Source organism: Pseudomonas sichuanensis (assembly GCF_003231305.1).
GTDB classification, from domain to species: Bacteria; Pseudomonadota; Gammaproteobacteria; order Pseudomonadales; family Pseudomonadaceae; genus Aquipseudomonas; species Aquipseudomonas sichuanensis.
In genome coordinates this window covers 16,470-40,699 of sequence record NZ_QKVM01000023.1, presented here as the reverse complement: position 1 = coordinate 40,699, position 24,230 = coordinate 16,470, and the positions used below count along the sequence as shown (strand labels likewise).

Genomic DNA, 24,230 nt, shown 5'->3' with positions numbered 1-24,230 from the left:
GGTGATCTCCCACAGGTACTCCGGCATGCCTCGTCGAGCACCTTGCCAGCCCCGCCACCTGGCGCCACACTAGCGCTCATGAAAACCTTCGCCCCCAGCTACCTCAAGCACCAGTTCCTGATCGCCATGCCGCACATGGCCGACCCGAACTTTGCCCACACCCTTACCTACATCGTCGAGCACAACGCCAACGGCGCCATGGGGCTGGTGGTCAACCGCCCGCAGGAGCTGAACCTGGGCGACATTCTCGAACAGTTGCGCCCCGACGAAACGCCCCCGGCCAGCACGCTGCAGGTGCCCATCTACCTGGGCGGCCCGGTGCAGACCGACCGTGGTTTCGTGCTGCACAGCGACGAGTGCAGCTTCCAGGCCACCGTGGCCCTGGAAGGCCTGTCGCTGACCACCTCCCAGGACGTGCTGCTGGCCATCGCCGCCGGCGTGGGCCCGAAAAAGAGCCTGATCACCCTCGGCTATGCCGGCTGGGAAGCCGGCCAGTTGGAAGCGGAGCTGGCCGACAACGCCTGGCTCAACTGCCCGTTCGACCCCGCGATCCTGTTCGGCATGGACAGCGAACAGCGCCTCGGCGCGGCCGCCGCCAGCCTCGGCATCAACCTGAGCCTGCTCACCAGCCAGGCGGGGCACGCCTGATGGCCGAACTGCGCCTGCTGCTGGGCTTCGACTACGGCAGCAAACAGATCGGCGTGGCCGTCGGCCAGGTGATCACCGGCCAGGCCCGCGAGCTCTGCGTACTCAAGGCACAGAACGGCGTGCCGGACTGGAACCAGGTCGAAAAACTGATCAAGGAATGGAAACCCGATGCCATCGTCGTCGGTCTGCCGCTGAACATGGACGGCACCCCCAGCGAGATGAGCGAGCGCGCCGAGAAATTCGCCCGGCGCCTCAACGGCCGTTTCAACCTGCCGGTGCACACCCACGACGAACGCCTGACCACCTTCGAAGCCAAGGGCGAGCAGATGGCCCGTGGCGGCCGTCACGGCAGCTACCGCGACAACCCGGTCGACGCCATCGCCGCCGCCCTGCTGCTGCAAGGCTGGCTGGAGGCCAACGTTTAATTCCGCTTTGCCGCCGGAGCTACCCGGCGCCCGCCTTCCGAGGAGCACGCAATGAGCCTACCCAATCCCGCCGACCTGATCCGGCAGATGGCCGTCGACCTTCGCGCCCACCTGGCCCGCCGTGAAATTACCGAGCCACGCTTCATCGGCATCCGCACCGGCGGTGTATGGGTGGCCCAGGCGCTGCAGCAAGAGCTGGCCGACGAGAGCCCGCTGGGCACCCTGGATGTCTCGTTCTACCGCGACGACTTCAGCCAGAACGGCCTGCACCCGCAAGTGCGCCCTTCCGAACTGCCGTTCGAGATCGAAGGCCAGCACCTGGTACTGGTGGATGACGTGCTGATGAGCGGACGCACCATCCGCGCCGCCCTCAACGAACTGTTCGACTATGGCCGCCCGGCCAGCGTGACGCTGGTGTGCCTGCTGGACCTGGATGCCGGCGAATTGCCGATCCGCCCCAATGTGCTCGGTGCCACCCTGTCGCTGGCCGCCCATGAACGGGTAAAATTGACCGGACCCGCACCGCTCGTCCTCGAGCGCCAGGACCTCGCTTCCGCTTCCGCCCTTTAAGAGTCCCCCGCGATGACGCCATTCGACGCCAAGCGCCCGCTGCAGCTCAATGATCAGGGCCAGCTGCGCCACTTCCTCTCGCTCGACGGTTTGCCCCGCGAACTGCTCACCGAGATCCTCGACACCGCCGACTCGTTCCTCGAAGTCGGCGCCCGGGCCGTGAAGAAAGTCCCGCTGCTGCGCGGCAAGACCGTGTGCAACGTGTTCTTCGAGAACTCCACCCGTACCCGCACCACCTTCGAACTGGCCGCCCAGCGCCTGTCGGCCGACGTGATCAGCCTGAACGTGTCGACCTCCTCGACCAGCAAGGGCGAGACCCTGTTCGACACCCTGCGCAACCTCGAAGCCATGGCCGCCGACATGTTCGTCGTGCGCCACTCCGACTCCGGCGCCGCCCACTTCATCGCCGAGCATGTATGCCCGGACGTGGCGGTGATCAACGGCGGCGACGGCCGCCACGCGCACCCGACCCAGGGCATGCTCGACATGCTGACCATCCGTCGGCACAAGGGCAGCTTCGAGAACCTGTCGGTGGCCATCGTCGGCGACATCCTGCACTCGCGCGTAGCCCGCTCGGACATGCTCGCGCTCAAGGCGCTGGGCTGCCCGGACATCCGCGTGATCGGCCCGAAAACCCTGATCCCGATCGGCATCGAGCAGTATGGGGTGAAGGTCTACACCGACCTCGCCGAAGGCCTCAAGGACGTCGACGTGGTGATCATGCTGCGCCTGCAGCGTGAGCGCATGGCCGGCGGCCTGCTGCCCAGCGAGGGCGAGTTCTACCGCCTGTTCGGCCTGACCACCGCACGCCTGGCCGGCGCCAAGCCCGACGCCATCGTCATGCACCCCGGCCCGATCAACCGGGGCGTGGAGATCGAGTCGGCGGTGGCCGACGGCAAGCACTCGGTGATCCTCAACCAGGTCACCTACGGCATCGCCGTGCGCATGGCCGTGCTGTCCATGGCCATGAGCGGGCAGAACGCGCAACGTCAAATCGAGCAGGAGAACGCCCAGTGACCCTCAGCATTATCGGCGCTCGGGTGATCGACCCGGCCAGCGGCCTGGACACCATCACCGACCTGCACCTCGAAGGCGGTCGCATTGCCGCCATCGGCGCAGCCCCGGCAGGCTTCAGCGCCAGCCGCACGATCCAGGCCGACGGCCTGGTCGCCGCGCCTGGCCTGGTCGACCTCGGCGTCTCGCTGCGCGAGCCGGGCTACAGCCGCAAGGGCAGCATCGCCAGTGAAACCCGCGCGGCGGTTGCCGGCGGCGTCACCAGCCTGTGCTGCCCGCCGCAGACCAAGCCGGTGTTGGACACCTCGGCAGTGGCCGAACTGATCCTCGACCGCGCCCGCGAAGCGGCCAACAGCAAGGTGTACCCGATCGGTGCCCTGACCAAAGGCCTGGAAGGCGAGCAACTGGCCGAGCTGGTGGCCCTGCGCGACACCGGTTGCGTGGCCTTCGGCAACGGCCTCAAGGAAATCCCCAACAACCGCACCCTGGCCCGCGCCCTGGAATACGCGGCGACCTTCGACCTGACCGTGGTGTTCCACTCCCAGGACCGCGACCTGTCCCAGGGCGGCCTGGCCCACGAAGGGCCGATGGCCAGCTTCCTCGGCCTGCCCGGCATCCCCGAGAGCGCCGAGACCGTGGCCCTGGCCCGCAACCTGCTGCTGGTCGAGCAGAGCGGCGTGCGCGCGCACTTCAGCCAGATCACCAGCGCCCGCGGCGCCCGGTTGATCGCCCAGGCCCAGCAACTGGGGCTGCCGGTCACCGCCGACGTGGCGCTGTACCAGCTGATCCTCACCGACGAAGCGCTGCGCGATTTCTCCAGCCTGTACCACGTGCAGCCGCCGCTGCGCAGTGCCGCCGACCGTGACGGCCTGCGCGAGGCGGTGAAGTCGGGCGTGATCCAGGCGATCTCCAGCCACCACCAGCCCCACGAGCGCGATGCCAAGCTGGCGCCGTTCGGGGCCACCGAGCCTGGTATCAGCAGCGTCGAGCTGTTGCTGCCGCTGGCCATGACCCTGGTCGAGGACGGCCTGCTCGACCTGCCGACGCTGATGGCGCGGCTGAGCAGCGGCCCGGCGGCGGCCATGCGCCTGCCGGCGGGTGAGCTGAAAGTGGGTGGCGCGGCCGACCTGGTGCTGTTCGACCCGAAAGCCTCGACGGTGGCGGGCGAACAATGGCTGTCGCGTGGCGAGAACTGCCCGTTCATCGGCCACTGCCTGCCGGGCGCGGTGCGTTATACCTTGGTCGATGGGCATATCTGCTTTGAGGCCTGAGTAACCGCCATCGCGGGGCAAGCCCGCTCCCACGCACTGCCGTGGGAGCGGGCTTGCCCCGCGATGGGGTCGGCAAAGACCTGAAACAACCATTCATCCCTCTCGGTTGAAATCCTTCCCCCCTCCCCCCATATGAATCTGCATCAGGCATTTTCGCCCCGCTGCGTGGAGACTCTCCCTTGACTACCATCGTTTCTGTCCGCCGTAACGGCAAAGTCGTCATGGGCGGCGACGGCCAGGTTTCCCTCGGCAACACCGTGATGAAAGGCAACGCCAAGAAAGTCCGTCGCCTGTACAACGGCCAGGTCATCGCCGGCTTCGCCGGTGCCACCGCCGACGCCTTCACCCTGTTCGAGCGCTTCGAAGCCCAGCTGCAGAAACACTCCGGCCACCTGGTGCGCGCCGCCGTAGAGCTGGCCAAGGAATGGCGTACCGACCGCTCCCTGAGCCGCCTGGAAGCGATGCTGGCGGTAGCCAACAAGGACGCCTCCCTGATCATCACCGGCAACGGCGACGTGGTCGAACCCGAAGACGGCCTGATCGCCATGGGTTCCGGCGGCGGCTACGCCCAGGCCGCAGCCCGCGCCCTGCTGAACAAGACCGACCTGTCGGCCCGGGAAATCACCGAGGCCGCCCTGAACATCGCCGGCGACATCTGCGTGTTCACCAACCACAACCTGACCATCGAGGAGCAGGACCTGGCCGAGTGATCAGTTGTTTTGGCGTCCCGCCCACGGCGGGACTTTTCCACACTGATGACTGCGCCTTAGGACCCTATTGATCATGTCCATGACCCCCCGCGAAATCGTTCACGAACTCAACCGCCACATCATCGGCCAGGACGACGCCAAGCGCGCCGTCGCCATTGCCCTGCGCAACCGCTGGCGGCGCATGCAGCTGCCTGTCGAGCTGCGTGCCGAAGTCACGCCGAAGAACATCCTGATGATCGGCCCCACCGGCGTGGGCAAGACCGAAATCGCCCGTCGCCTGGCCAAGCTGGCCAACGCGCCGTTCATCAAGGTCGAAGCGACCAAGTTCACCGAAGTCGGCTACGTCGGCCGTGACGTCGAGTCGATCATCCGCGACCTGGCCGATGCCGCGCTGAAGATGCTCCGCGAGCAAGAGATCGTCCGCGTGCGCCACCGCGCCGAAGACGCCGCCGAAGACCGCATCCTCGACGCCCTGCTGCCGCAGGCGCGCACCAGCAGCTTCGCCGAAGAGGCCGCACCGTCGAGCAGCGATTCCAACACCCGCCAGCTGTTCCGCAAGCGCCTGCGTGAAGGCCAGCTGGACGACAAGGAAATCGAGATCGAAGTGGCCGACGCGGTCGGTGTCGAAATCGCCGCGCCGCCCGGCATGGAAGAGATGACCAACCAGCTGCAGAGCCTGTTCGCCAACATGGGCAAGGGCAAGCGCAAGGCGCGCAAGCTGAAGGTCAAGGACGCGCTGAAGATGGTCCGCGACGAAGAAGCCGGCCGCCTGGTCAATGACGAAGAGCTCAAGGCCAAGGCCCTGGAAGCGGTCGAGCAGCACGGCATCGTGTTCATCGACGAAATCGACAAGGTGGCCAAGCGTGGCAACGTCGGCGGCGCCGATGTGTCCCGCGAAGGCGTGCAGCGCGACCTACTGCCGCTGATCGAAGGCTGCACCGTCAACACCAAGCTGGGCATGGTCAAGACCGACCACATCCTGTTCATCGCCTCCGGTGCGTTCCACCTGAGCAAGCCGAGCGACCTGGTGCCCGAGCTGCAGGGCCGCCTGCCGATCCGCGTCGAGCTCAAGGCCCTGACCCCGGAAGACTTCGAGCGCATCCTCAAGGAACCGCACGCTTCGCTGACCGAACAGTATGCAGCGCTGTTGAAGACCGAAGGCCTGAACATCGAGTTCGCCGACGAGGGCCTCAAGCGCCTGGCCGAGATCGCCTTCCAGGTCAACGAGAAAACCGAGAACATCGGTGCCCGCCGCCTGCACACCCTGCTCGAGCGCCTGCTCGAAGAGGTGTCGTTCAGTGCCGGTGACCTGGCCAGCGCCCACGACGAGACGCCGATCCACATCGACGCCGCGTATGTGAACAGCCACCTGGGTGAGCTGGCGCAGAACGAAGACCTGTCGCGCTACATCCTGTAAGACCATCGCGGGGCAAGCCCGCTCCCACGCAGGATCAAGCTGCGTGGGAGCGGGCTTGCCCCGCGATCTGGCCCTTGAATCCATGCGCCAGAACCTCGAAGCTAATCCCACCAGCTCCCGAGAGATTCCAGCCCATGGCCCGCCTGCCCACCGCCATCAACCTGCACAAAGCCTCGAAAACCCTCAGCCTCACCTACGCCCCCGGCGAGGTCTACCACCTGCCTGCCGAATTCCTGCGGGTGCACTCCCCTTCCGCCGAGGTCCAGGGCCACGGCAATCCCATCCTGCAATTTGGCAAGATCAACGTAGGCCTCAGCGGCCTGGAGCCTGCCGGCCAATACGCACTGAAACTGACCTTCGACGACGGCCATGACTCAGGGTTGTTCACCTGGGAATACCTCGAACAACTGTGCCTGCGCCAGGAACAGCTGTGGGCCGAGTATCTGGATGAACTGCACAAGGCCGGCAAATCCCGCGACCCCGCCGAGTCGGTCGTCAAGCTGATGCTCTAGCGCGGGGCCTCCAGGTTTTAGAGCGCATTTTCTAATCTCATCTGCTTGAATGCGTGGATGGCGGCCAAAGACTGGCTGTCTTGCGCATTACATGAAAGTCGGGTAACCAATGGAGCTGGCAAGTTCCCTGCATCGCTTTTTCGGCAGGCAGGGCCAGGCCGGTATGTAGAGGTCGCGAGCGAAAGCAGGTTGTCTTCACACGCAGAAACCCCCGCAGCTCATCATCGACACGCATCCGGTCGCAGCACCGCTGTTCCTTATCACTGGTCACCCGAGTAGCAGTACCGGGCTGTCACAGCACACCGGTACTCGTCTCAGGACAACGGAGCGTCGTAGATGAGTAACAAGAACAACGATGAGTTGCAGCGGCAGGCCTCGGAGAACACCCTGGGGCTGAACCCGGTCATCGGCATTCGCCGCAAGGATTTGCTCACGTCGGCGCGCACGGTATTGCGCCAGGCGGTTCGCCAGCCATTGCACAGTGCCAAGCACGTGGCGCATTTCGGCCTGGAACTGAAGAACGTGCTGCTGGGCAAATCCAGCCTGCAGCCCGGTGGCGACGACCGTCGCTTCCAGGACCCGGCCTGGAGCAACAACCCACTGTACCGTCGCTACCTGCAGACGTACCTGGCCTGGCGCAAGGAGCTCAACGACTGGATCGGCGAAAGCGACCTGTCGCCCCAGGACATCACCCGTGGCCAGTTCGTCATCAACCTGATGACCGAAGCCATGGCCCCGACCAACACCCTCTCCAACCCGGCGGCGATCAAGCGCTTCTTCGAAACCGGCGGCAAGAGCCTGCTCGACGGGCTGTCCAACCTCGCCAAGGACATGGTCAACAACGGCGGCATGCCCAGCCAGGTGAACATGGAAGCCTTCGAGGTGGGCAAGAACCTGGGCACCAGCGAAGGCGCGGTGGTGTACCGCAACGACGTGCTCGAACTGATCCAGTACAAACCCATCACCGAGCAGGTGCACAGCCGCCCGCTGCTGGTGGTGCCGCCGCAGATCAACAAGTTCTACGTGTTCGACCTGAGCCCGGAAAAGAGCCTGGCGCGCTTCTGCCTGCGCTCGCAGCAGCAGACCTTCATCATCAGCTGGCGCAACCCGACCAAGGCCCAGCGCGAGTGGGGCCTGTCCACCTACATCGACGCCCTCAAGGAAGCGGTCGACGCGGTGCTGGCGATCACCGGCAGCAAGGACCTGAACATGCTCGGCGCCTGCTCCGGGGGCATCACCTGCACCGCGCTGGTGGGCCACTACGCGGCCCTGGGCGAGAAGAAGGTCAACGCCCTGACCCTGCTGGTCAGCGTGCTCGACACCACGATCGACACCGAGGTGGCGCTGTTCGTCGACGAGCAGACGCTGGAGGCCGCCAAGCGCCACTCCTACCAGTCCGGGGTGCTCGAGGGCAGCGACATGGCCAAGGTGTTTGCCTGGATGCGCCCCAACGACCTGATCTGGAACTACTGGGTAAACAACTACCTGCTGGGCAATTCACCGCCCGTGTTCGACATCCTGTTCTGGAACAACGACACCACGCGCCTGCCGGCCGCCTTCCACGGCGACCTGATCGAAATGTTCAAGAACAACCCGCTGATCCGCGCCAATGCCCTGGAAGTGTGCGGCACCGCCATCGACCTGAAGCAGGTCGACTGCGACATCTTCAGCGTCGCTGGTACCGCCGACCACATCACCCCATGGCAGTCGTGCTACCGCTCGGCGCACCTGTTCGGCGGCAAGATCGAATTCGTGCTGTCCAACAGCGGCCATATCCAGAGCATCCTCAACCCGCCGGGCAACCCCAAGGCGCGCTACATGACCGGTGAAGACCGCCCGGACGACCCGCTGGCCTGGCAGGAGAACGCGGTCAAGCACGCCGACTCCTGGTGGCTGCACTGGCAGACCTGGCTGGGCGATCGCGCCGGGGAACTGAAGAAGGCGCCGACCCGGCTGGGCAACCGCACCTATGGCGCAGGCGAGGCCGCACCGGGAACCTACGTGCACGAGCGTTGAGCCCAACCGCCGCGATGTGCCGGCAGGCGCATCACGGCGCTACCTTCACCCCAGAGTCACGCGTATGCCGCAACCCTACATCTTCCGCACCGTCGAGCTGGACGACCAGTCCATCCGCACCGCGGTGCGCCCGGGCAAGCCGCACCTGACGCCGCTGCTGATCTTCAACGGCATCGGCGCCAACCTCGAACTGGTGTTCCCGTTCATCGAGGCGCTGGACCCGGACCTGGAAGTGATCGCCTTCGACGTACCCGGGGTCGGCGGCTCGTCGACGCCGCGCCACCCGTACCGCTTCCCCGGCCTGGCCAAGTTGACCGCGCGCATGCTCGACTACCTCGACTACGGCCAGGTCAATGCCATCGGTGTGTCCTGGGGCGGGGCGCTTGCCCAGCAGTTTGCCCACGACTACCCCGAGCGCTGCAAGAAGCTGGTGCTGGCCGCCACCGCCGCCGGTGCGGTGATGGTGCCGGGCAAGCCCAAGGTGCTGTGGCTGATGGCCAGCCCCCGGCGTTACATTCAGCCCTCCCACGTGATCCGCATCGCCCCGATGATCTATGGCGGCGCCTTTCGCCGCGACCCGGACCTGGCGCTGCACCACGCCTCGAAGGTGCGCTCCGGCGGCAAGGTGGGCTACTACTGGCAGCTGTTCGCCGGGCTCGGCTGGACCAGCATCCACTGGCTGCACAAGATCCAGCAACCCACCCTGGTGCTGGCCGGCGACGACGACCCGCTGATCCCCCTGGTCAACATGCGCCTCTTGGCCTGGCGGATTCCCAATGCCCAGCTACACATAATCGACGATGGCCACCTGTTCCTGATCACCCGGGCCGAGGCCGTCGCCCCGATCATCATGAAATTCCTCCAGCAAGAGCGCCAGCGCGCGGTCATGCACCCCCGGCCCGCTTCGGGCGGCTGATGCAGACACGCTGGCGTCTGTGGGAGCGGCTTTAGCCGCGAAGCAAGCGACACGGTGAATGGCACCGGCTACGCCGGTGTTCGCGGCTAAAGCCGCTCCCACAGGTCTCTGGTGGGTCAGGCAGTGATGCGCAGCACCACCAAACCGGCCCGATTGCTATAACGATGGAGTGTTGGCATGAAAGACAAACCGGCAACAGGGACGACACCAGCCCCGGCCACCAGCATGAACGTGCGCAACGCCATCACCGGCCTGCGCGGCCGCGACCTGCTTTCGACGCTTCGCCATGTCGGCCGCCATGGCCTGCGCCACCCGTTGCACACGGCAAAACACTTGCTGGAGCTGGGCGGCACCCTGGGCCGGGTGATGCTCGGCGACGCCCCATTCCAGCCGCACGCCCGCGACAGCCGCTTCAGCGACCCCACCTGGAGCCAGAACCCGTTCTACCGGCGCAGCCTGCAGGCCTACCTGGCCTGGCAGAAACAGACCCGCCTGTGGGTCGAGGAAAGCTCGCTGTCCCACGACGACCGCGTGCGCGCGCAGTTCCTGTTCAATCTGATCAACGACGCCATCGCCCCGAGCAACTCGCTGCTCAACCCGCTGGCGGTCAAGGAGTTGCTCAACACCGGCGGCCAGAGCCTGCTGCGTGGCGTTGGCCACTTGCTCGACGACCTGCGCCACAACGACGGGCTGCCACGCCAGGTGGACGAGCGCGCCTTCGAGGTCGGCGGCAACCTCGCCGCCACGCCGGGCGCGGTGGTGTTTCGCAATGAGCTGCTGGAGCTGATCCAGTACAAGCCGATGAGCGAAAAGCAGTACGCCCGGCCAGTGCTGGTAGTGCCGCCGCAGATCAACAAGTACTACATCTTCGACCTCAGCCCGACCAACAGCTTCGTCCAGTACATGCTCAAGAACGGCCTGCAGGTGTTCATGATCAGCTGGCGCAACCCCGACCCGCGCCACCGCGAGTGGGGGCTGTCGAGCTACGTGCAGGCCCTCGAAGAAGCGCTCAACGCCTGCCGCAGCATCAGCGCCAGCCGCGACCCGAACCTGATGGGCGCCTGTGCCGGCGGCCTGACCATGGCCGCGCTGCAGGGCCACCTGCAAGCCAAGAACCAACTGCGCAAGGTGCGCAGCGCCACCTACCTGGTGAGCCTGCTCGACAGCCAGTTCGACAGCCCCGCCAGCCTGTTCGCCGACGAACAGACCCTCGAGGCGGCCAAGCGCCGTTCGTATCAGCGCGGCGTGCTCGACGGCGGTGAAGTGGCACGGATCTTCGCCTGGATGCGGCCCAACGACCTGATCTGGAACTACTGGGTCAACAATTACCTGATGGGCAAGACCCCGCCGGCCTTCGACATCCTCTACTGGAACGCCGACAACACCCGCCTGCCGGCCGCCCTGCACGGCGACCTGCTGGACTTCTTCAAGCACAACCCCTTGCCCCACCCCGACGGGCTGGAGGTGTGCGGTACGCCCGTCGACCTCAAGCAGGTCGACCTGGACAGTTTCACCGTGGCTGGCAGCAACGACCACATCACCCCCTGGGACGCGGTGTACCGCTCGGCCCTGCTGCTGGGTGGCGAGCGGCGCTTCGTGCTGTCGCACAGCGGGCATATCCAGAGCATCATCAACCCGCCCGGCAACCCCAAGGCCTACTACCTGGAAAACCCCAAGCTGTCCGGCGACCCGCGCGCCTGGTTCTACGATGCCGAGCGCCGCGACGGCAGCTGGTGGCCGCAATGGCTGGAGTGGATAGGCCAGCGCTCCGGCACGCTCAAGGCACCGCGCAGCGAGCTGGGCAACGCCACCTACCCACCGCTGGGCCCCGCGCCAGGCACCTACGTACTGGCACGCTGACCGAATGAAGACCCGCGACCGCATCCTCGAATGCGCCCTGCTGCTGTTCAACCGCCAGGGCGAGCCCAACGTCTCGACCCTGGAGATCGCCAACGAACTGGGGATCAGCCCAGGCAACCTGTACTACCACTTCCACGGCAAGGAGCCGCTGGTGATCGGCCTGTTCGAGCGCTTCGAAGAACAGCTGATGCCGCTGCTCGACCCACCGCTGGACGTGCGCCTGGATGCCGAGGACTACTGGCTGTTCCTGCACCTGATCGTCGAGCGCATGGCCCAGTACCGCTTCTTGTTCCAGGACCTGTCCAACCTCACCGGGCGCCTGCCCAAGCTGGCGCGCGGCATGCGCAGCCTGATCAACGCGCTCAAGCGCACCCTCGCCGCGCTGCTGGCCAGCCTCAAGGGCCAGGGCCTGGTGACCAGCGAAACGCAAGCCTTGGGGCAACTGGTGGAACAGATCGCCCTGACCCTGATCTGTTCGCTGGATTACCAGCGGGTACTGGGGCGTGAAGGCGATGTGGGGGTGGTGGTGTACCAGGTGATGATGCTGGTGGCGCCGCACTTGCAGGCGCCGGCGCGCACGGCGGCTGAGCAGCTGGCGATGAGGTATCTGGAGGGGTGAAATGATCGCGGGGCAAGCCCGCTCCCACGGTGTACGCGTGGGAGCGGGCTTGCCCCGCGATGAAGGCGACGCGGTATCAGGCCTGGGCGGCCACGTTCACCGGTGCCGACGGGGTGGCGCTGGCCGGGGCCGCGCTCGGCGCCGGGGCGGCGGTGGCGGCAGGTGCCGCTGCTACCGGCTTGGCTGCCGCAGGCTTGGCCGCAGGTGCTTTCTTGACTGCTGGCTTCTTCGCCGCTGCCGGCTTGGCCGCAGGCTTGGCAGCAGCCGGCTTGGCTGCAGCAGTTTTAGCCGCAGGCTTGGCTGCAGGTTTCGCCGCGGCGGTCTTGCCGGCCGGTTTGGCAGCTGCCTTGGCCAGTGGCTTGGCAGCCGTCTTGCTGGCGGCGGCCTTGGACACCGGCGTGACCGAAGCTCCGGTCAGCTTCTCGATCTGCTTGGTCAGCGTATCGACCTGCTGGTGCAGTGCCTTGATCTCGTTGCGGCTTGGCACGCCCAGGCGCGAGATGGCGCTGTTCAGGCGCTTGTCGAAGGCCTCTTCGAGCTCGCTCCACTTGCCCAGTGCGCGCTCCTTGACGTCCGATACCCGCGAGGTGGTGGCGGACTTGGCCGAGTCGGCTGCCGAGTCGACGCTTTTCTTCGCCTGCTTCTCGGCTTTCTCGCCATCCTTTACCAGCGAATCGAACAGCTTCGGACCGTCCTGGTCGACCTTGGAATAGATACCCAGGCCAGCCAACCAGATCTTGCGGGAGTACTTCTCGATTCCGCCGATCCAGGAGCTGCCTTCTTTCTCGGTGTTCTTCTTGCCAGCCATCCTGCTCTCCTTATGGTTTGTGCGCGACGCGCTCGAGCAGCTCGTGCAGCTGTTCAAGCTTGATGGACAACGCCTCAACGTCATGTTTAGACGGAATGCCGAGGCGATTCAAGGCGCGGCCGACGCGCTCGTCGAAGGCTTTCTCGATTTTGTCCAGCTGGACCTCGACCTTGCCCCGCACGCGGGTCACTTCCTGGCCAGCTTCGTCGAGCTGGTGATTGGCCGCATCGAGTTCTTTATCGATGCGTTTCTTGCCACGCTTCTCGACGCCTTCACCGGCCTTGACCAGTTCCTTGAAGTAGTCGGAGCCTTCCTGGCCGACACGGGCGTAAGCGCCGATGCCCGCCAGCCAGATCTTGCGCGCGTAGCCGCGCACTTCGCCCAGGGTGCCCTGGGCGTCGTCCTGCTTGAGATTCACTTTGGCCATGCTCTGTACCTCATGCTCATTTGGGGAGGGAGGATGAGCCCAGGGTGGTAGGGCTTGAGCGTGAAGGTAGGCGGAATAATTAGAATCCTCACCCTAAGGTGCGGCGATGCGGGATTAGTGCGTGCGGGTATTGTGGGAGCGGGCTTGCCCCGCGATAGCGCCAGCCCCGGCAATCGCTATCGCGGGGCAAGCCCGCTCCCACAAAGCCTGCTCGCGCAAACAGCAAGGACCTCGCGGCCTCAGGCCAGGGCTTTGTCCAGCGCCCGCTCGATCTCGCCCTTGATGGTGCCGCCCATCATCGACAGCATCATGCCCAGCTTGAGCTCGACGCGGATGCTGTCGTCAAAGATGTGCACGCTGCCATTGGCGCCGCTGCGGGTCACGTCGACCCGGTCGCCGTTCCAGCTGGCCTTGAGGTCGTATTCGCGGCTGAGCTTGTCCACCAGCGCTTCGGCCTTGGCGCGGGCGGCTTCGCGGCCGAGGGAGTGTTTGCGTTCGACGCTGATCTGGGTCATGCGGGTGTTCCTGCTGATGTAGACATAATCGCCATTATGCCCGCCACCCCGCCACGGCACACCCCGCGAAGACAAATCCGCCCGATGCCCCTAGAATGGCGGTAATTTTTTTCTGGTGAAGCGAAATGACCGACCAGCGCAAAGGCGACCACGCCGAACCCACCACCCACTTCGGCTACCAGGACGTGCCCGAGAGCCAGAAGGCGAAGAAAGTCGCCGAGGTCTTCCACTCCGTCGCCGCCAAGTACGACCTGATGAACGACGTGCTGTCCGGCGGCATGCACCGCCTGTGGAAGCGCTTCACCATCGAGCTGTCCGGCGTGCGCAGCGGCAACCGGGTGCTGGACATCGCCGGCGGTACCGGCGACCTGGCGGCCAAATTCTCGCGCCTGGTCGGCCCGACCGGCCAGGTGGTGCTGGCCGACATCAACGATTCGATGCTCAAAGTCGGCCGTGACCGTTTGCTCGACCGTGGCGTGGCCAGCAACATCGAGTTCGTCCAGGCCGACGCCGAGAAGCTGCCGTTCCCGGACAACCACTTCGACTGCGTGACCATCGCCTTCGGCCTGCGCAACGTGACGCACAAGGACGAAGCCATTCGCTCGATGCTGCGCGTGCTCAAGCCCGGCGGCCGGCTGTTGATACTGGAATTCTCCAAGCCCACCAACAAGCTGATGTCCAAGGCCTACGACGCCTACTCGTTCGCCTTCATGCCACTGGCCGGCAAGCTGATCACCAACGACTCCGAGAGCTACCGCTACCTCGCCGAATCGATCCGCATGCACCCCGACCAGGAAACGCTCAAGAGCATGATGGTCGAGGCCGGCTTCGACCGCGTCACCTACCACAACATGACCAGCGGCATCGTCGCCGTGCACCGGGGGATCAAACCCTGATGCTCCTGGCCGGCCTTCTCGCCAGCGTCGAACACGGCCTCAACCGGGTCCTGCGCATGGACAGCACGGCACTGCCGCGGCTGGCCGCGCTGGAGGGCCAGGTCATCGAGATCGACTGCGTGCAGCCGGCCCTCAAGCTGTTCGTGCTGCCCGATGAAGAAGGCCTGATGCTGGCCGCCCACTGGGAGGGCGAGGTCGATTGCACCCTGCGCGCCCCGGCCGGGCGCCTGGCCCAGTTGGCCCTGAGCAAGGACAAGAGCGCCGTGCTGCACAGCCCGCAGGTCGAACTGCACGGCGACAGCGCCGCGCTGCTCGACCTGGTCGCGGTGCTGCAGGACCTGGAGCTGGACTGGGAACACGAGCTGCAACGCTGGCTCGGCCCGGTACCCACCGCACTGCTCGCCGGCCACGTGCGCCTGCGCGCGCGCTGGACCAGGCAAGGCCTGGCCCGTTTCAGCCAGAATCTCTCCGAGTATCTGGCCGAAGAGTCCCGCACCCTGGTCGGCAAACGCGAAGCCGAAGCGGCGTTCAGCGAACTCGATGCGCTGAAAGTCGACATCGAACGTCTCGAGGCGCGCCTGCGCCGCCTCGCCCACACTCTTGATACCAGCGATAACGCATGAAGCTGCTCGCCGTCCGCCGTCTGTTGCGCATCCAGCGCGTCGTGATCCGCTACCGCCTCGATGACCTGCTGTTCGAACAGCCCCTGCTGCCCTGGTGGCTGGCCAGCCTGCGCCTGCTGATGCCCTGGCGCTGGCTGCCGCGCAAACCCCTCGAGCTCAGCCGTGGTGCGCGCATGCGCTTGGCGCTGCAGGACCTGGGGCCGATCTTCATCAAGTTCGGCCAGCTGCTGTCCACCCGCCGTGACCTGCTGCCCACCGACATCGCCGACGAGCTGATGCTGCTGCAGGACCGGGTGCCGCCGTTCGACCCGCAGCACGCCGTGGCGCTGATCGAAGAGCAGCTGGGGGCCAAGGTTGGCGAGGTGTTCAGCCGCTTCGACGTCGAGCCGCTGGCCTCCGCTTCGGTCGCCCAGGTGCATGCCGCACGCCTGAAAAGCGGCGAGGAAGTGGTGGTCAAGGTGGTGCGCCCGGGCCTGAAGCCGGTGATCGCCCAGGACCTGGCCTGGCTGTTCCTGATCGCCAAGGCCGCCGAGCGCGCCTCGGCCGATGCCCGCCGCCTTCACCCGGTAGAGATCGTCGGCGACTACGAAAAGACCATCTACGACGAGCTCGACCTGCTGCGCGAGGCGGCCAACGCCAGCCAGCTGCGGCGCAACTTCGAAGGTTCGGAGCTGATGTACGTGCCCCAGGTGTACTGGGACTTCTGCCGGCCCAAGGTGCTGGTCATGGAGCGCATCTACGGGGTGCCGGTCACCGACATGGCCACCCTGGCCGACCAGCGCACCGACATGAAGCTGCTTGCCGAGCGCGGTGTCGAGGTGTTCTTCACCCAGGTGTTCCGCGACAGCTTCTTCCACGCCGACATGCACCCGGGCAACATCTTCGTCAGCACGGTCAAGCCGTGGAGCCCGCAGTACATCGCCATCGACTGCGGCATCGTCGGCAGCCTCACCGCCGAGGACCAGGACTACCTGGCGCGCAACCTGATCGCCTTCTTCAAGCGCGATTACCGCCGCGTGGCGCAACTGCACATCGACTCGGGCTGGGTACCGGCGCAGACCAAGGTCAACGAGTTCGAAGCGGCGATCCGCACCGTGTGCGAGCCGATCTTCGAAAAACCGCTCAAGGACATCTCCTTCGGCCAGGTGCTGATGCGCCTGTTCCAGACCGCCCGGCGCTTCAACATGGAAGTCCAGCCGCAGCTGGTGCTGCTGCAGAAGACCCTGCTCAACATCGAAGGCCTGGGCCGCCAGCTGTACCCCGACCTGGACCTGTGGAGCACCGCCAAGCCGTTCCTCGAACGCTGGATGCGCGAGCGCATGAGCCCCAAGGCGGTGTTCGGCAACCTGTACAGCCAGGCCGAGCAACTGCCGCACCTGGCCGACATGACCCGCGACCTGCTCGAACGCCTGTCGCAGCCGCACCTGCACGACCCGCAGCTGCCCGAGCGCCGGCGCCAGGGCGACAACTGGGCGCTGCGCCTGCTCGGTGCCGGCCTGCTGGCCGGCGGTGCCACGCTCGCCGCCGGCGCCGTGAGCCTGAGCGCCCCGGCGGCGTGGCCGGCCTGGCTGATGCTGGCCGCAGGCTTGTACCTGATCGTGCGCCGATAGCCAGCCGCGCGGCTGGCTGGCACACTAGCGCACAGGGGCCCGGTACGGGAGCGGGCCCGGTTTGGAGTCGACGATGAAAGACTGGCTGGACGAGATCAAGTGGAACAGCGATGGCCTGGTACCGGCTATCGCCCAGGACCACAAGACCGGGCGCGTGCTGATGATGGCCTGGATGAACCGTGAATCCCTCGTGCTGACCGCCGCCGAAAACCGCGCCATCTACTGGTCGCGCTCGCGGGGCAAGCTGTGGCGCAAGGGCGAAGAGTCGGGCCATGTGCAAAAGCTGCACGAAATGCGCCTGGACTGCGACGCCGACGTGATCATCCTGATGGTCGAGCAGTTGGGCCATATCGCCTGTCATACCGGCCGCGAAAGTTGCTTCTACCGCGTCTTCGAAGACGGCCAGTGGAAAATCGTCGATCCGGTCCTGAAGGACCCGGACGCCATCTACAGCGCAGGACACTGAACATGAGCGACACGCTGAACCGCCTCGCCGAAGTGCTGGAAGAACGCAAGCAAGCAGCCCCCGACAGCAGCTATGTGGCCAGCCTCTATCACAAGGGCCTGAACAAGATCCTCGAGAAACTCGGCGAAGAATCGATCGAGACCATCATCGCCGCCAAGGATGCCGCCGCCAGCAAGGATTACAGCGATGTCATCTATGAGACCGCCGACCTGTGGTTTCATAGCCTGGTCATGCTCAGCGCGCTGGGCCAACACCCGCAGGCGGTGCTGGACGAACTGGATCGCCGGTTCGGGCTGTCCGGCCACGACGAGAAGGCGGCGCGACAGCCGTCTGCCTGACTTATCACAGCCCCTGTGGGAGCGGGTTCACCCGCGAAGCAGGCGCCGCAATGCCGGGCAATGGTTTCACCCGTATTCGCGGCGGTTCGGCGCCCCGATGAACCCGCTCCCACAGGTCCTGCATGGCCTGTAGGCGCTTGATCGGTCTCGCTGGCCGACACACAATTTCAGGAGTTTGAGATGGGCATTTTCGACTGGAAACACTGGATCGTCCTGCTGGTCGTGGTGGTACTGGTATTCGGCACCAAGAAGCTGAAGAACTTCGGCAGCGACCTGGGCGAATCGATCAAGGGCTTTCGCAAGGCCATGAACGAAGAAGAAACCAAGCCGGCCGAGCAGACCCCGCCGCCCGCCCAGCCCGTGCCACCGGTACAGAACACCGCACAGCAGGCCCAGGGCCAGACCATCGAGGGCCAGGCGCAGCCGGTCCAAGAGCCGCAGCGGAAAGACTGACCCATGTTCGGCATCAGTTTCAGTGAGCTGCTGCTCGTCGGCCTGGTCGCCCTGCTGGTGCTCGGCCCCGAGCGCCTGCCGGGCGCCGCGCGCACCGCAGGCCTGTGGATAGGCCGGCTCAAGCGCAGCTTCAACGCGATCAAGATGGAGGTCGAGCGCGAAATCGGCGCCGACGACATCCGCCGCCAGTTGCACAACGAGCACATCCTGCAGATGGAACAGGAAGCCAAGCGCATCCTCAATCCACTGGCGCCGCCTGCCGCCCAACCCGGCACTGATGCATCCGTAGCACCCGCAGCACCCGCCGCCGACGCAGCGCCGACGCCACCTGCCGCTGCGCCGCAACCCTCCGAGCCGCCACCACCGCCGCGAGCCCCATGAGCGATAACCCGGAAAACGACCAGCCGATGCCGCTGGTTTCGCACCTGACCGAGCTGCGCACCCGCCTGCTGCGATGCGTCGCCGCCATCTTCCTGATCTTCGCCGGGCTGTTCTCCTTCGCCCAGCAGATCTACACCCTGGTGTCGGCGCCGCTGCGCGCGCACCTGCCGGCCAACGCGACGATGATCGCCACCGACGTGGCCTCGCCGTTCCTCACGCCGTTCAAGCTGACCATGATCGTCTCGCTGTTCCTGGCGATCCCGTTCATCCTCCAGCAGATCTGGGGCTTCATCGCGCCAGGGCTGTACCGCCACGAAAAGCGCATCGCCATCCCGCTGCTGGTGTCGAGCATCTTCCTGTTCTACGCCGGCATGGCCTTCGCCTACTTCCTGGTGTTCCCGCTGATCTTCGGCTTCTTCGCCAGCGCCACCCCCGAGGGCGTGTCGATGATGACCGACATCGCCAGTTACCTCGACTTCGTCATGACCTTGTTCTTCGCCTTCGGCGTGGCCTTCGAGATCCCGGTGGCCGTGGTGCTGCTGGTGTGGATCGGCGTGGTCGACGTGCAGTATCTGAAGAAGATCCGCCCGTACGTGATCATCGGCTGCTTCGTGGTCGGCATGGTACTGACGCCGCCGGACATCTTCTCCCAGACCCTGCTGGCCGTGCCCATGTGGCTGCTGTTCGAGATCGGCGTGCTGTGCGGCAGCCTGATCCGCAAGCGCAGCCACGAACGCGACGAACACAACGAAGACCACAACGACCAACCGCCTGCGACCCAACCGTGAACCTGTTGCTTCTCGAAGAGGCCGACTTCGTGTCGGCCGACCGCGTCATCCTCGCCGACCGCCGTTTCACCCACATGCAGCAGATCCACGGCGTGGCGGTGGGCGACAGCCTGCGCGTCGGGCGCATCAACGGTTTGATGGGCAAGGCCGAGGTGGTCCGCCTCGAAGGCCATGAAGCCGAGCTTCAGGTGGCCTTCCACCAGCCGCCACCCGCCAAGCTGCCGCTCACCCTGGTGCTGGCCGTGCCCCGGCCGAAAATGCTCCGCCGGCTGTTCCAGACCATCGCCACCCTCGGCGTTGAACGGCTGATCCTGGTCAACAGCTACAAGGTCGAGAAGAGTTTCTGGCAGACGCCGTTCCTCAACCCCGAATCGATCCGCGAGAACCTCATCCTGGGCCTGGAACAGGCCCGCGACACGGTCTTGCCGGAAGTCATCATCGAAAAACGCTTCAAACCGTTCGTCGAAGACCGCCTGCCCGCCATCGCTGCCGGCACCCTCGGCCTGGTCGGCCACCCCGGCCCCTACCCGGCCTGCCCGCGCGGCGTGGAAGGCCCGGTAACCCTGGCGATCGGCCCCGAAGGCGGCTGGATCCCGTATGAAGTCGACCTGCTGCACAAAGCCGGCCTGGCGCCGGTGCAGCTGGGTGATCGCATCTTGCGGGTCGAGACGGCTGTCACTGCCCTGCTTTCGCGAATTTTCTGACAGCCGGGTCAGCTTTCGCCCATCAAGTTTCCCCGACGCACGCCGATGGCCTTGGCAACAGAACAATAATCCGCACTGCCACGCGCCGGGGAGTCGTCTATGTACCGTTGGTTTGCCCAGTCACTGGGGAATGTAAGCGTCAATCGCAAGTTGGGGATCGGCTTCGGCCTGGTGCTGCTGTTCACCCTGGGCATCACCTTCACCGGGTGGATGGGCATCGACAGCGTGACCAGCCGGGGCGACAAGCTCGGCAATATCTCGGTCATCCACCAGTACACCCAGGACCTGCGTATCGCGCGCCAGCACTATGAGCGCAACCGCGACGAGGCCTCGGTGGCCGAGCTGGAGAAAGCCCTGGCCAACCTCGAACGCCAGGTACAGCTGATGCTCGGCCAGATCGAGCTCCCCGCCGACCGCCAGCGCCTGGACCAGCAACAAGGCGCCGTACGCGAATACCAACAGGCCTTCGCCGAGCTCAAGCAGGCCGGCCTGCGCCGCGAAGCCAGCCGTGGCCTGCTGGGCGACAGCGCCGACAAGGCCGCCGCATTGATCGGCAAGGTCCAGCAGCGCCTGCTGCAGGGCGGCGATATCCAGCAATACCAGCAAGCGGTGGAAACCAGCGCCTTGCTGCAGCAGGCGCGCTTCCAGGTGCGCGGTTACACCTACAGCGGCAAGGCCGAGTTCCAGCAGACCGCGCTCACCGCCATCGACCAGGCCATGGCCGTGCTCAAGGCCTTGCCGGCCAAGCTCCCCGCCGAATACGCCGCCAGCCTCGACGATGCCGCCGAGGCCCTGGCCGCCTACCGTGACGCAGTGAACCAGTTCGGCAGCGCCCAGTCCGCCAGCGAACAAACCCTGCAGCGCATGGCCGCCCAAGGCCAGTTGCTGCTCAGCGCCAGCCAGGAAATGACCCAGTCGCAGACCGAAGTCCGCGACCAGGGCACCCAGCAAGCCAAGACCCTGCTCGCCGGCGCCACCGCACTGGCACTGCTGCTGGGCGTGCTGGCCGCCCTGGCCATCACCCGGCAGATCATCGTGCCCCTGCGCCAGACCCTGACCGCCGCCGAGCGCGTGGCCAACGGCGACCTCAGCCAGAACCTGCAGGCCGACCGCCGCGACGAGCTGGGCCAGCTGCAGGCCAGCATGCAGCGCATGACCCAAGGCCTGCGCCAGCTGATCAGCGGCATCGGCGACGGCGTCACGCAGATCGCCAGCGCCGCCGAGGAGCTGTCGGCGGTGACCGAACAGACCAGTGCCGGGGTGAACAACCAGAAGGTCGAGACCGACCAGGTGGCCACCGCCATGAACGAGATGGCTGCCACCGTGCAGGAAGTGGCGCGCAATGCCGAACAGGCCTCGGAGGCGGCGCTGATGGCCGACCAGCAGGCCCGCGAAGGCGACAAGGTGGTGACCGAGGCGATTACCCAGATCGAACGCCTGGCCCACGAAGTGGTGAACTCCAGCGAAGCGATGAACCAGCTCAAGGCTGAAAGCGACAAGATCGGCAGCGTGCTCGACGTGATCAAGTCGGTGGCGCAACAGACCAACCTGCTGGCGCTCAACGCTGCCATCGAAGCCGCCCGTGCCGGCGAAGCCGGGCGCGGTTTCGCCGTGGTCGCCGACGAGGTGCGCAGCCTGGCCCAGCGCACCCAGCAGTCGACCGAAGAAATCGAAGAGCTGATCGCCGGCCTGCAAAATGGCACCCAGCGCGTGGCCAGCGTGATGGACAGCAGCCGCAGCCTCACCGACAGCAGCGTCGAGCTGACCCGCCGCGCCGGCGGCTCGCTGGAAACCATCACCCGCACCGTCTCGTCGATCCAGGCGATGAACCAGCAGATCGCCACGGCTGCCGAGCAGCAGAGCGCGGTGGCCGAGGAGATCAACCGCAGCGTGATGAACGTGCGCGATATCTCCGACCAGACCTCCGCCGCCAGTGAAGAAACCGCCAGCTCCAGCGTCGAGCTGGCACGGCTGGGCACCCACCTGCAGGGTCTGGTCGCCAAGTTCAGGCTGTAACGCCCGGCGTGGCCGGTCCCCTTGGGGCAATCCGGCCACGACTTCTCCTATGCGCCTAGGGGAATTCTCCTACGCCATTCGCAGGTACAGTCTTACACCTCCCCAGCCGATGAGCAGGATGTACACGCCCCGCGTCACGCAGGGCGCCCTCATCGCCGGAGACTCACCATGCTCGGACCGCTCAACCGCATGCTCGGCCACCTCAGTGTGCGCCTCAAGCTGGCCATGGGCTTTGCCCTGGTCCTGCTGCTCACCCTGCTCACCACCCTGACCGGCTGGCAGGCACTGGGTGATGCCATCGACCGCTCGGAAAAGCTCACCCAGATCGCCCAGCTCAACGACTTGGCCAAGGACCTGCGCGCCGAGCGCATCACCTTCCGCGTGCTCGAAGATGACCAGAGCCGCACACAGCTTGGCAAGACGATCAACCAGCTCGAAGTGCTGATCGAAGCCATGCGCCCGCGCTATCTGGCACCGGAGAACGTGCGCCTGATCGCCGCAAAGCGTGATCTGGTGGCACGCTACCGGGCCGACTTCGAAAAGCTCCAGCAGATTGCGCTGACCCGCCGCCAGCAACGCGAAAACCTGCTTGGCCGGGCCTCCGAGCTGGACCAGCAGATCAGTGCCCTGCAGGGCCAACTGATCAACCGTTTGAGCCAGCTGGACCAGCCAGCCGCCCAGGGGCGGGCGCTCAACCTGATCGAGGCACTCGGCCGGCATGTGGAAATGGCCGGCCAACGCGCCGCCGTACCCGCCTACTTCAGCGAGCCGCTGCAAAGCTTCGCCGAGGTCGGCCAACCCGCCCTGGACGCAGCCAAAGCCACCCTCGGTGAGCTCGATCAACTGATCCAGGGCCTTGGCCTGGACACGCGCATCGCCGCCCCTGTCGCCGAAGGCCTGGCCCGCTATCGCGAGCAGTTGGGCCAGTACGCAGGCGCGGCGATCGCCGTCGAGCTGCAGCAGAACGACATGGAACAGCTGGGCAACCAGCTCACCACCAGCAGCCGCGAACTCAGCGACAACCAGATTGCCCTGCGCGACGAACAGGCGCTGGCGTCACTGAGCCTGATGACCAGCGTCGCCCTGCTCGCCCTGCTGATCGGCAGCCTGGCGGCCTGGCTCATCAGCCAACAGATCACCGTACCGCTCAAGCAGACCCTGCGCTTGGCCGAACGCATTGCCAAAGGCGACTTGAGCCAGGTTGACGACGTCACCCGCAACGACGACCTGGGGCATCTGCAGGGCAGCATGCGCAGCATGGCCCTGAGCCTGCGCGAGCTGCTGGGCGGCATCGACCAAGGCGTCAACCGCTTGTCGCAGGCGGTCGACGAGCTGGCGACGGTCAGCGAGCAGACCCAGCACCGAATCGGCCAGCAGAAGGAAGAGACCGAGCAAGTGGCCACGGCGATGAACCAGATGAGCGCCACGGTCCAGGAAGTGGCCCAGAACGCCGAACAAGCCTCACAAGCCGCAACCGTCGCCGATCACCAGGCGCAACTGGGCGACCAGGTGGTTGGCCAGGCCATCGAACGCATCGAGCAGTTGGCCGCGCAGATGGAGCACTGCCAGCAAGCCATGACCCACCTGGCGGAGGAGAGCCAGCGCATCGGCTCGATCCTCGACGTGATCAAGTCGGTGTCCGAGCAGACCAACCTGCTGGCGCTCAACGCGGCCATCGAAGCTGCGCGGGCCGGCGAGGCGGGTCGCGGCTTCGCCGTGGTCGCCGACGAGGTGCGTGGCCTGGCCCAGCGCACCCAGCAGTCGACCGAAGAGATAGAGCAACTGATCGGCAACCTGCACAGCGGCACCGAGCAGGTCATGGGGCTGCTCGACGACAGCAAGCGCCTCACCGGGCAGAGCGTCGAGCTCAGCCGCAAGGCCGGTGAAGCGCTCGGGCAGATCACCGCGACCGTCTCGACCATCCAGGGCATGAACCAGCAGATCGCCACGGCCAGCGAAGAGCAGAGCGTGGTGGCCGAGCAGATCAACCGCAGCGTGATGAACGTGCGCGAAGTGTCGGACCAGACCAGCACGGCCAGCGAGCAGACGGCGGCGTCCAGCGTTGAATTAGGGCAGTTGGGGCGGGAATTGCGGGGGATGGTGGGGCGGTTCAGCTTGTAACGCAGACGACCCCATGGGAGCGGCGGTGCGGCGGCGCGCCGCTGCGACTTGGCCCGCGATCGAACCAGCGTTACCTGCTGGGCCCATCGCGGGGCAAGCCCGCTCC

General features: G+C 65.9%; 26 protein-coding genes and 1 pseudogene. 24 read left to right on the top strand and 3 right to left on the bottom strand.

The genetic code is table 11. The features are described from left to right. Window positions 1-78 precede the first annotated feature (78 nt). The 12 genes from DM373_RS14055 (at window position 79) to DM373_RS13995 (ending at window position 11,978) form a co-directional block, all read left to right on the top strand. Window positions 79-648 carry a YqgE/AlgH family protein gene (locus DM373_RS14055; RefSeq protein ID WP_110994145.1) on the top strand — a complete coding sequence of 190 codons (570 nt, stop codon included), beginning with the start codon at window positions 79-81 and terminating at the stop codon, window positions 646-648. After that, the gene (gene ruvX / locus DM373_RS14050) at window positions 648-1,073 is read left to right on the top strand and encodes a Holliday junction resolvase RuvX (RefSeq protein ID WP_110994144.1); all 426 of its coding nucleotides are present in this window, start codon (window positions 648-650) and stop codon (window positions 1,071-1,073) included. Before DM373_RS14055 ends, ruvX begins: the two co-directional genes overlap by 1 nt. A gap of 51 nt (window positions 1,074-1,124) precedes the next feature. Beyond that, window positions 1,125-1,643 carry a bifunctional pyr operon transcriptional regulator/uracil phosphoribosyltransferase PyrR gene (pyrR, locus tag DM373_RS14045; RefSeq protein ID WP_110994143.1) on the top strand — a complete coding sequence of 173 codons (519 nt, stop codon included), beginning with the start codon at window positions 1,125-1,127 and terminating at the stop codon, window positions 1,641-1,643. Window positions 1,644-1,655: 12 nt separating this feature from the next. Next, on the top strand, window positions 1,656-2,660 hold the full coding sequence (locus tag DM373_RS14040; RefSeq protein WP_110994142.1) for an aspartate carbamoyltransferase catalytic subunit: 1,005 nt from the start codon (window positions 1,656-1,658) through the stop codon (window positions 2,658-2,660). Further along, window positions 2,657-3,928 (top strand): dihydroorotase, encoded by a 1,272-nt coding sequence (locus DM373_RS14035; protein WP_110994141.1) that lies wholly within the window; start codon window positions 2,657-2,659, stop codon window positions 3,926-3,928. Before DM373_RS14040 ends, DM373_RS14035 begins: the two co-directional genes overlap by 4 nt. A 179-nt stretch (window positions 3,929-4,107) precedes the next feature. Beyond that, window positions 4,108-4,638, top strand: a complete 531-nt coding sequence (gene hslV / locus DM373_RS14030) for an ATP-dependent protease subunit HslV (protein ID WP_011536056.1) — start codon at window positions 4,108-4,110, stop codon at window positions 4,636-4,638. 73 nt (window positions 4,639-4,711) lie between these two features. After that, window positions 4,712-6,055 (top strand): ATP-dependent protease ATPase subunit HslU, encoded by a 1,344-nt coding sequence (gene hslU, locus DM373_RS14025; protein ID WP_110994140.1) that lies wholly within the window; start codon window positions 4,712-4,714, stop codon window positions 6,053-6,055. A gap of 134 nt (window positions 6,056-6,189) precedes the next feature. After that, window positions 6,190-6,567, top strand: a complete 378-nt coding sequence (locus DM373_RS14020) for a gamma-butyrobetaine hydroxylase family protein (RefSeq protein ID WP_003249306.1) — start codon at window positions 6,190-6,192, stop codon at window positions 6,565-6,567. Window positions 6,568-6,903: 336 nt separating this feature from the next. Then, entirely contained in the window at window positions 6,904-8,583 is a 1,680-nt protein-coding gene (phaC, locus tag DM373_RS14015; RefSeq protein WP_110994139.1) for a class II poly(R)-hydroxyalkanoic acid synthase, read from the top strand. A gap of 64 nt (window positions 8,584-8,647) precedes the next feature. Continuing rightward, entirely contained in the window at window positions 8,648-9,499 is an 852-nt protein-coding gene (gene phaZ / locus DM373_RS14010; protein WP_110994138.1) for a poly(3-hydroxyalkanoate) depolymerase, read from the top strand. A gap of 177 nt (window positions 9,500-9,676) precedes the next feature. Beyond that, a complete protein-coding gene (gene phaC, locus DM373_RS14000) occupies window positions 9,677-11,359 on the top strand; it encodes a class II poly(R)-hydroxyalkanoic acid synthase (RefSeq protein ID WP_110994137.1) in 1,683 nt (560 codons plus the stop codon). Window positions 11,360-11,363: 4 nt separating this feature from the next. After that, complete coding sequence (locus tag DM373_RS13995) at window positions 11,364-11,978, top strand: TetR/AcrR family transcriptional regulator (protein WP_110994136.1); 615 nt, start codon at window positions 11,364-11,366, stop codon at window positions 11,976-11,978. Between the two features lie 76 nt (window positions 11,979-12,054). Here the strand turns inward: DM373_RS13995 and DM373_RS29920 are convergent, their stop codons facing one another. The 3 genes from DM373_RS29920 to DM373_RS13980 form a co-directional block, all read right to left on the bottom strand. Next, window positions 12,055-12,786 (bottom strand): phasin family protein, encoded by a 732-nt coding sequence (locus DM373_RS29920; protein WP_110994135.1) that lies wholly within the window; start codon window positions 12,784-12,786, stop codon window positions 12,055-12,057. 10 nt (window positions 12,787-12,796) lie between these two features. Continuing rightward, window positions 12,797-13,213, bottom strand: coding sequence for a phasin family protein (locus DM373_RS13985; protein WP_110994134.1), 417 nt, complete (start codon window positions 13,211-13,213; stop codon window positions 12,797-12,799). 239 nt (window positions 13,214-13,452) lie between these two features. Continuing rightward, on the bottom strand, window positions 13,453-13,728 hold the full coding sequence (locus DM373_RS13980) for a polyhydroxyalkanoic acid system family protein (protein WP_110994133.1): 276 nt from the start codon (window positions 13,726-13,728) through the stop codon (window positions 13,453-13,455). Window positions 13,729-13,853: 125 nt separating this feature from the next. Between DM373_RS13980 and ubiE the strand changes: the two genes are divergently transcribed. The 12 genes and pseudogenes from ubiE to DM373_RS13925 all read left to right on the top strand — a co-directional run bounded on the left by ubiE (window position 13,854) and on the right by DM373_RS13925 (window position 24,124). Then, complete coding sequence (gene ubiE / locus DM373_RS13975) at window positions 13,854-14,624, top strand: bifunctional demethylmenaquinone methyltransferase/2-methoxy-6-polyprenyl-1,4-benzoquinol methylase UbiE (RefSeq protein WP_110994132.1); 771 nt, start codon at window positions 13,854-13,856, stop codon at window positions 14,622-14,624. Then, the gene (locus DM373_RS13970) at window positions 14,624-15,247 is read left to right on the top strand and encodes a ubiquinone biosynthesis accessory factor UbiJ (RefSeq protein WP_110994131.1); all 624 of its coding nucleotides are present in this window, start codon (window positions 14,624-14,626) and stop codon (window positions 15,245-15,247) included. The genes ubiE and DM373_RS13970 overlap by 1 nt, the downstream gene beginning before the upstream one ends. Then, the gene (ubiB, locus tag DM373_RS13965) at window positions 15,244-16,857 is read left to right on the top strand and encodes a ubiquinone biosynthesis regulatory protein kinase UbiB (RefSeq protein ID WP_110994130.1); all 1,614 of its coding nucleotides are present in this window, start codon (window positions 15,244-15,246) and stop codon (window positions 16,855-16,857) included. The genes DM373_RS13970 and ubiB overlap by 4 nt, the downstream gene beginning before the upstream one ends. Window positions 16,858-16,930: 73 nt before the next feature. Then, the gene (gene hisI / locus DM373_RS13960) at window positions 16,931-17,323 is read left to right on the top strand and encodes a phosphoribosyl-AMP cyclohydrolase (RefSeq protein ID WP_110994129.1); all 393 of its coding nucleotides are present in this window, start codon (window positions 16,931-16,933) and stop codon (window positions 17,321-17,323) included. A 2-nt stretch (window positions 17,324-17,325) separates the two neighbouring features. Then, a complete protein-coding gene (locus DM373_RS13955; RefSeq protein ID WP_110994128.1) occupies window positions 17,326-17,661 on the top strand; it encodes a phosphoribosyl-ATP diphosphatase in 336 nt (111 codons plus the stop codon). A gap of 180 nt (window positions 17,662-17,841) precedes the next feature. Continuing rightward, window positions 17,842-18,114 carry a twin-arginine translocase TatA/TatE family subunit gene (locus DM373_RS13950; protein WP_110994127.1) on the top strand — a complete coding sequence of 91 codons (273 nt, stop codon included), beginning with the start codon at window positions 17,842-17,844 and terminating at the stop codon, window positions 18,112-18,114. Between the two features lie 3 nt (window positions 18,115-18,117). Further along, complete coding sequence (gene tatB, locus DM373_RS13945) at window positions 18,118-18,495, top strand: Sec-independent protein translocase protein TatB (protein WP_110994126.1); 378 nt, start codon at window positions 18,118-18,120, stop codon at window positions 18,493-18,495. After that, window positions 18,492-19,283, top strand: coding sequence for a twin-arginine translocase subunit TatC (gene tatC / locus DM373_RS13940; RefSeq protein ID WP_110994125.1), 792 nt, complete (start codon window positions 18,492-18,494; stop codon window positions 19,281-19,283). Before tatB ends, tatC begins: the two co-directional genes overlap by 4 nt. Continuing rightward, on the top strand, window positions 19,280-19,987 hold the full coding sequence (locus DM373_RS13935) for a 16S rRNA (uracil(1498)-N(3))-methyltransferase (RefSeq protein ID WP_110994124.1): 708 nt from the start codon (window positions 19,280-19,282) through the stop codon (window positions 19,985-19,987). The genes tatC and DM373_RS13935 overlap by 4 nt, the downstream gene beginning before the upstream one ends. Before the next feature lie 99 nt (window positions 19,988-20,086). Next, a pseudogene (locus DM373_RS29665) lies at window positions 20,087-21,148 on the top strand (methyl-accepting chemotaxis protein); the annotation flags it as partial. Then, window positions 21,131-22,003: a methyl-accepting chemotaxis protein gene (locus DM373_RS29660; protein WP_425272583.1), complete on the top strand. Its 873-nt coding sequence runs from the start codon at window positions 21,131-21,133 to the stop codon at window positions 22,001-22,003. The pseudogene DM373_RS29665 and the gene DM373_RS29660, both read left to right, overlap by 18 nt. A gap of 168 nt (window positions 22,004-22,171) precedes the next feature. After that, window positions 22,172-24,124, top strand: coding sequence for a methyl-accepting chemotaxis protein (locus DM373_RS13925; protein WP_110994122.1), 1,953 nt, complete (start codon window positions 22,172-22,174; stop codon window positions 24,122-24,124). Window positions 24,125-24,230: the final 106 nt, after the last annotated feature.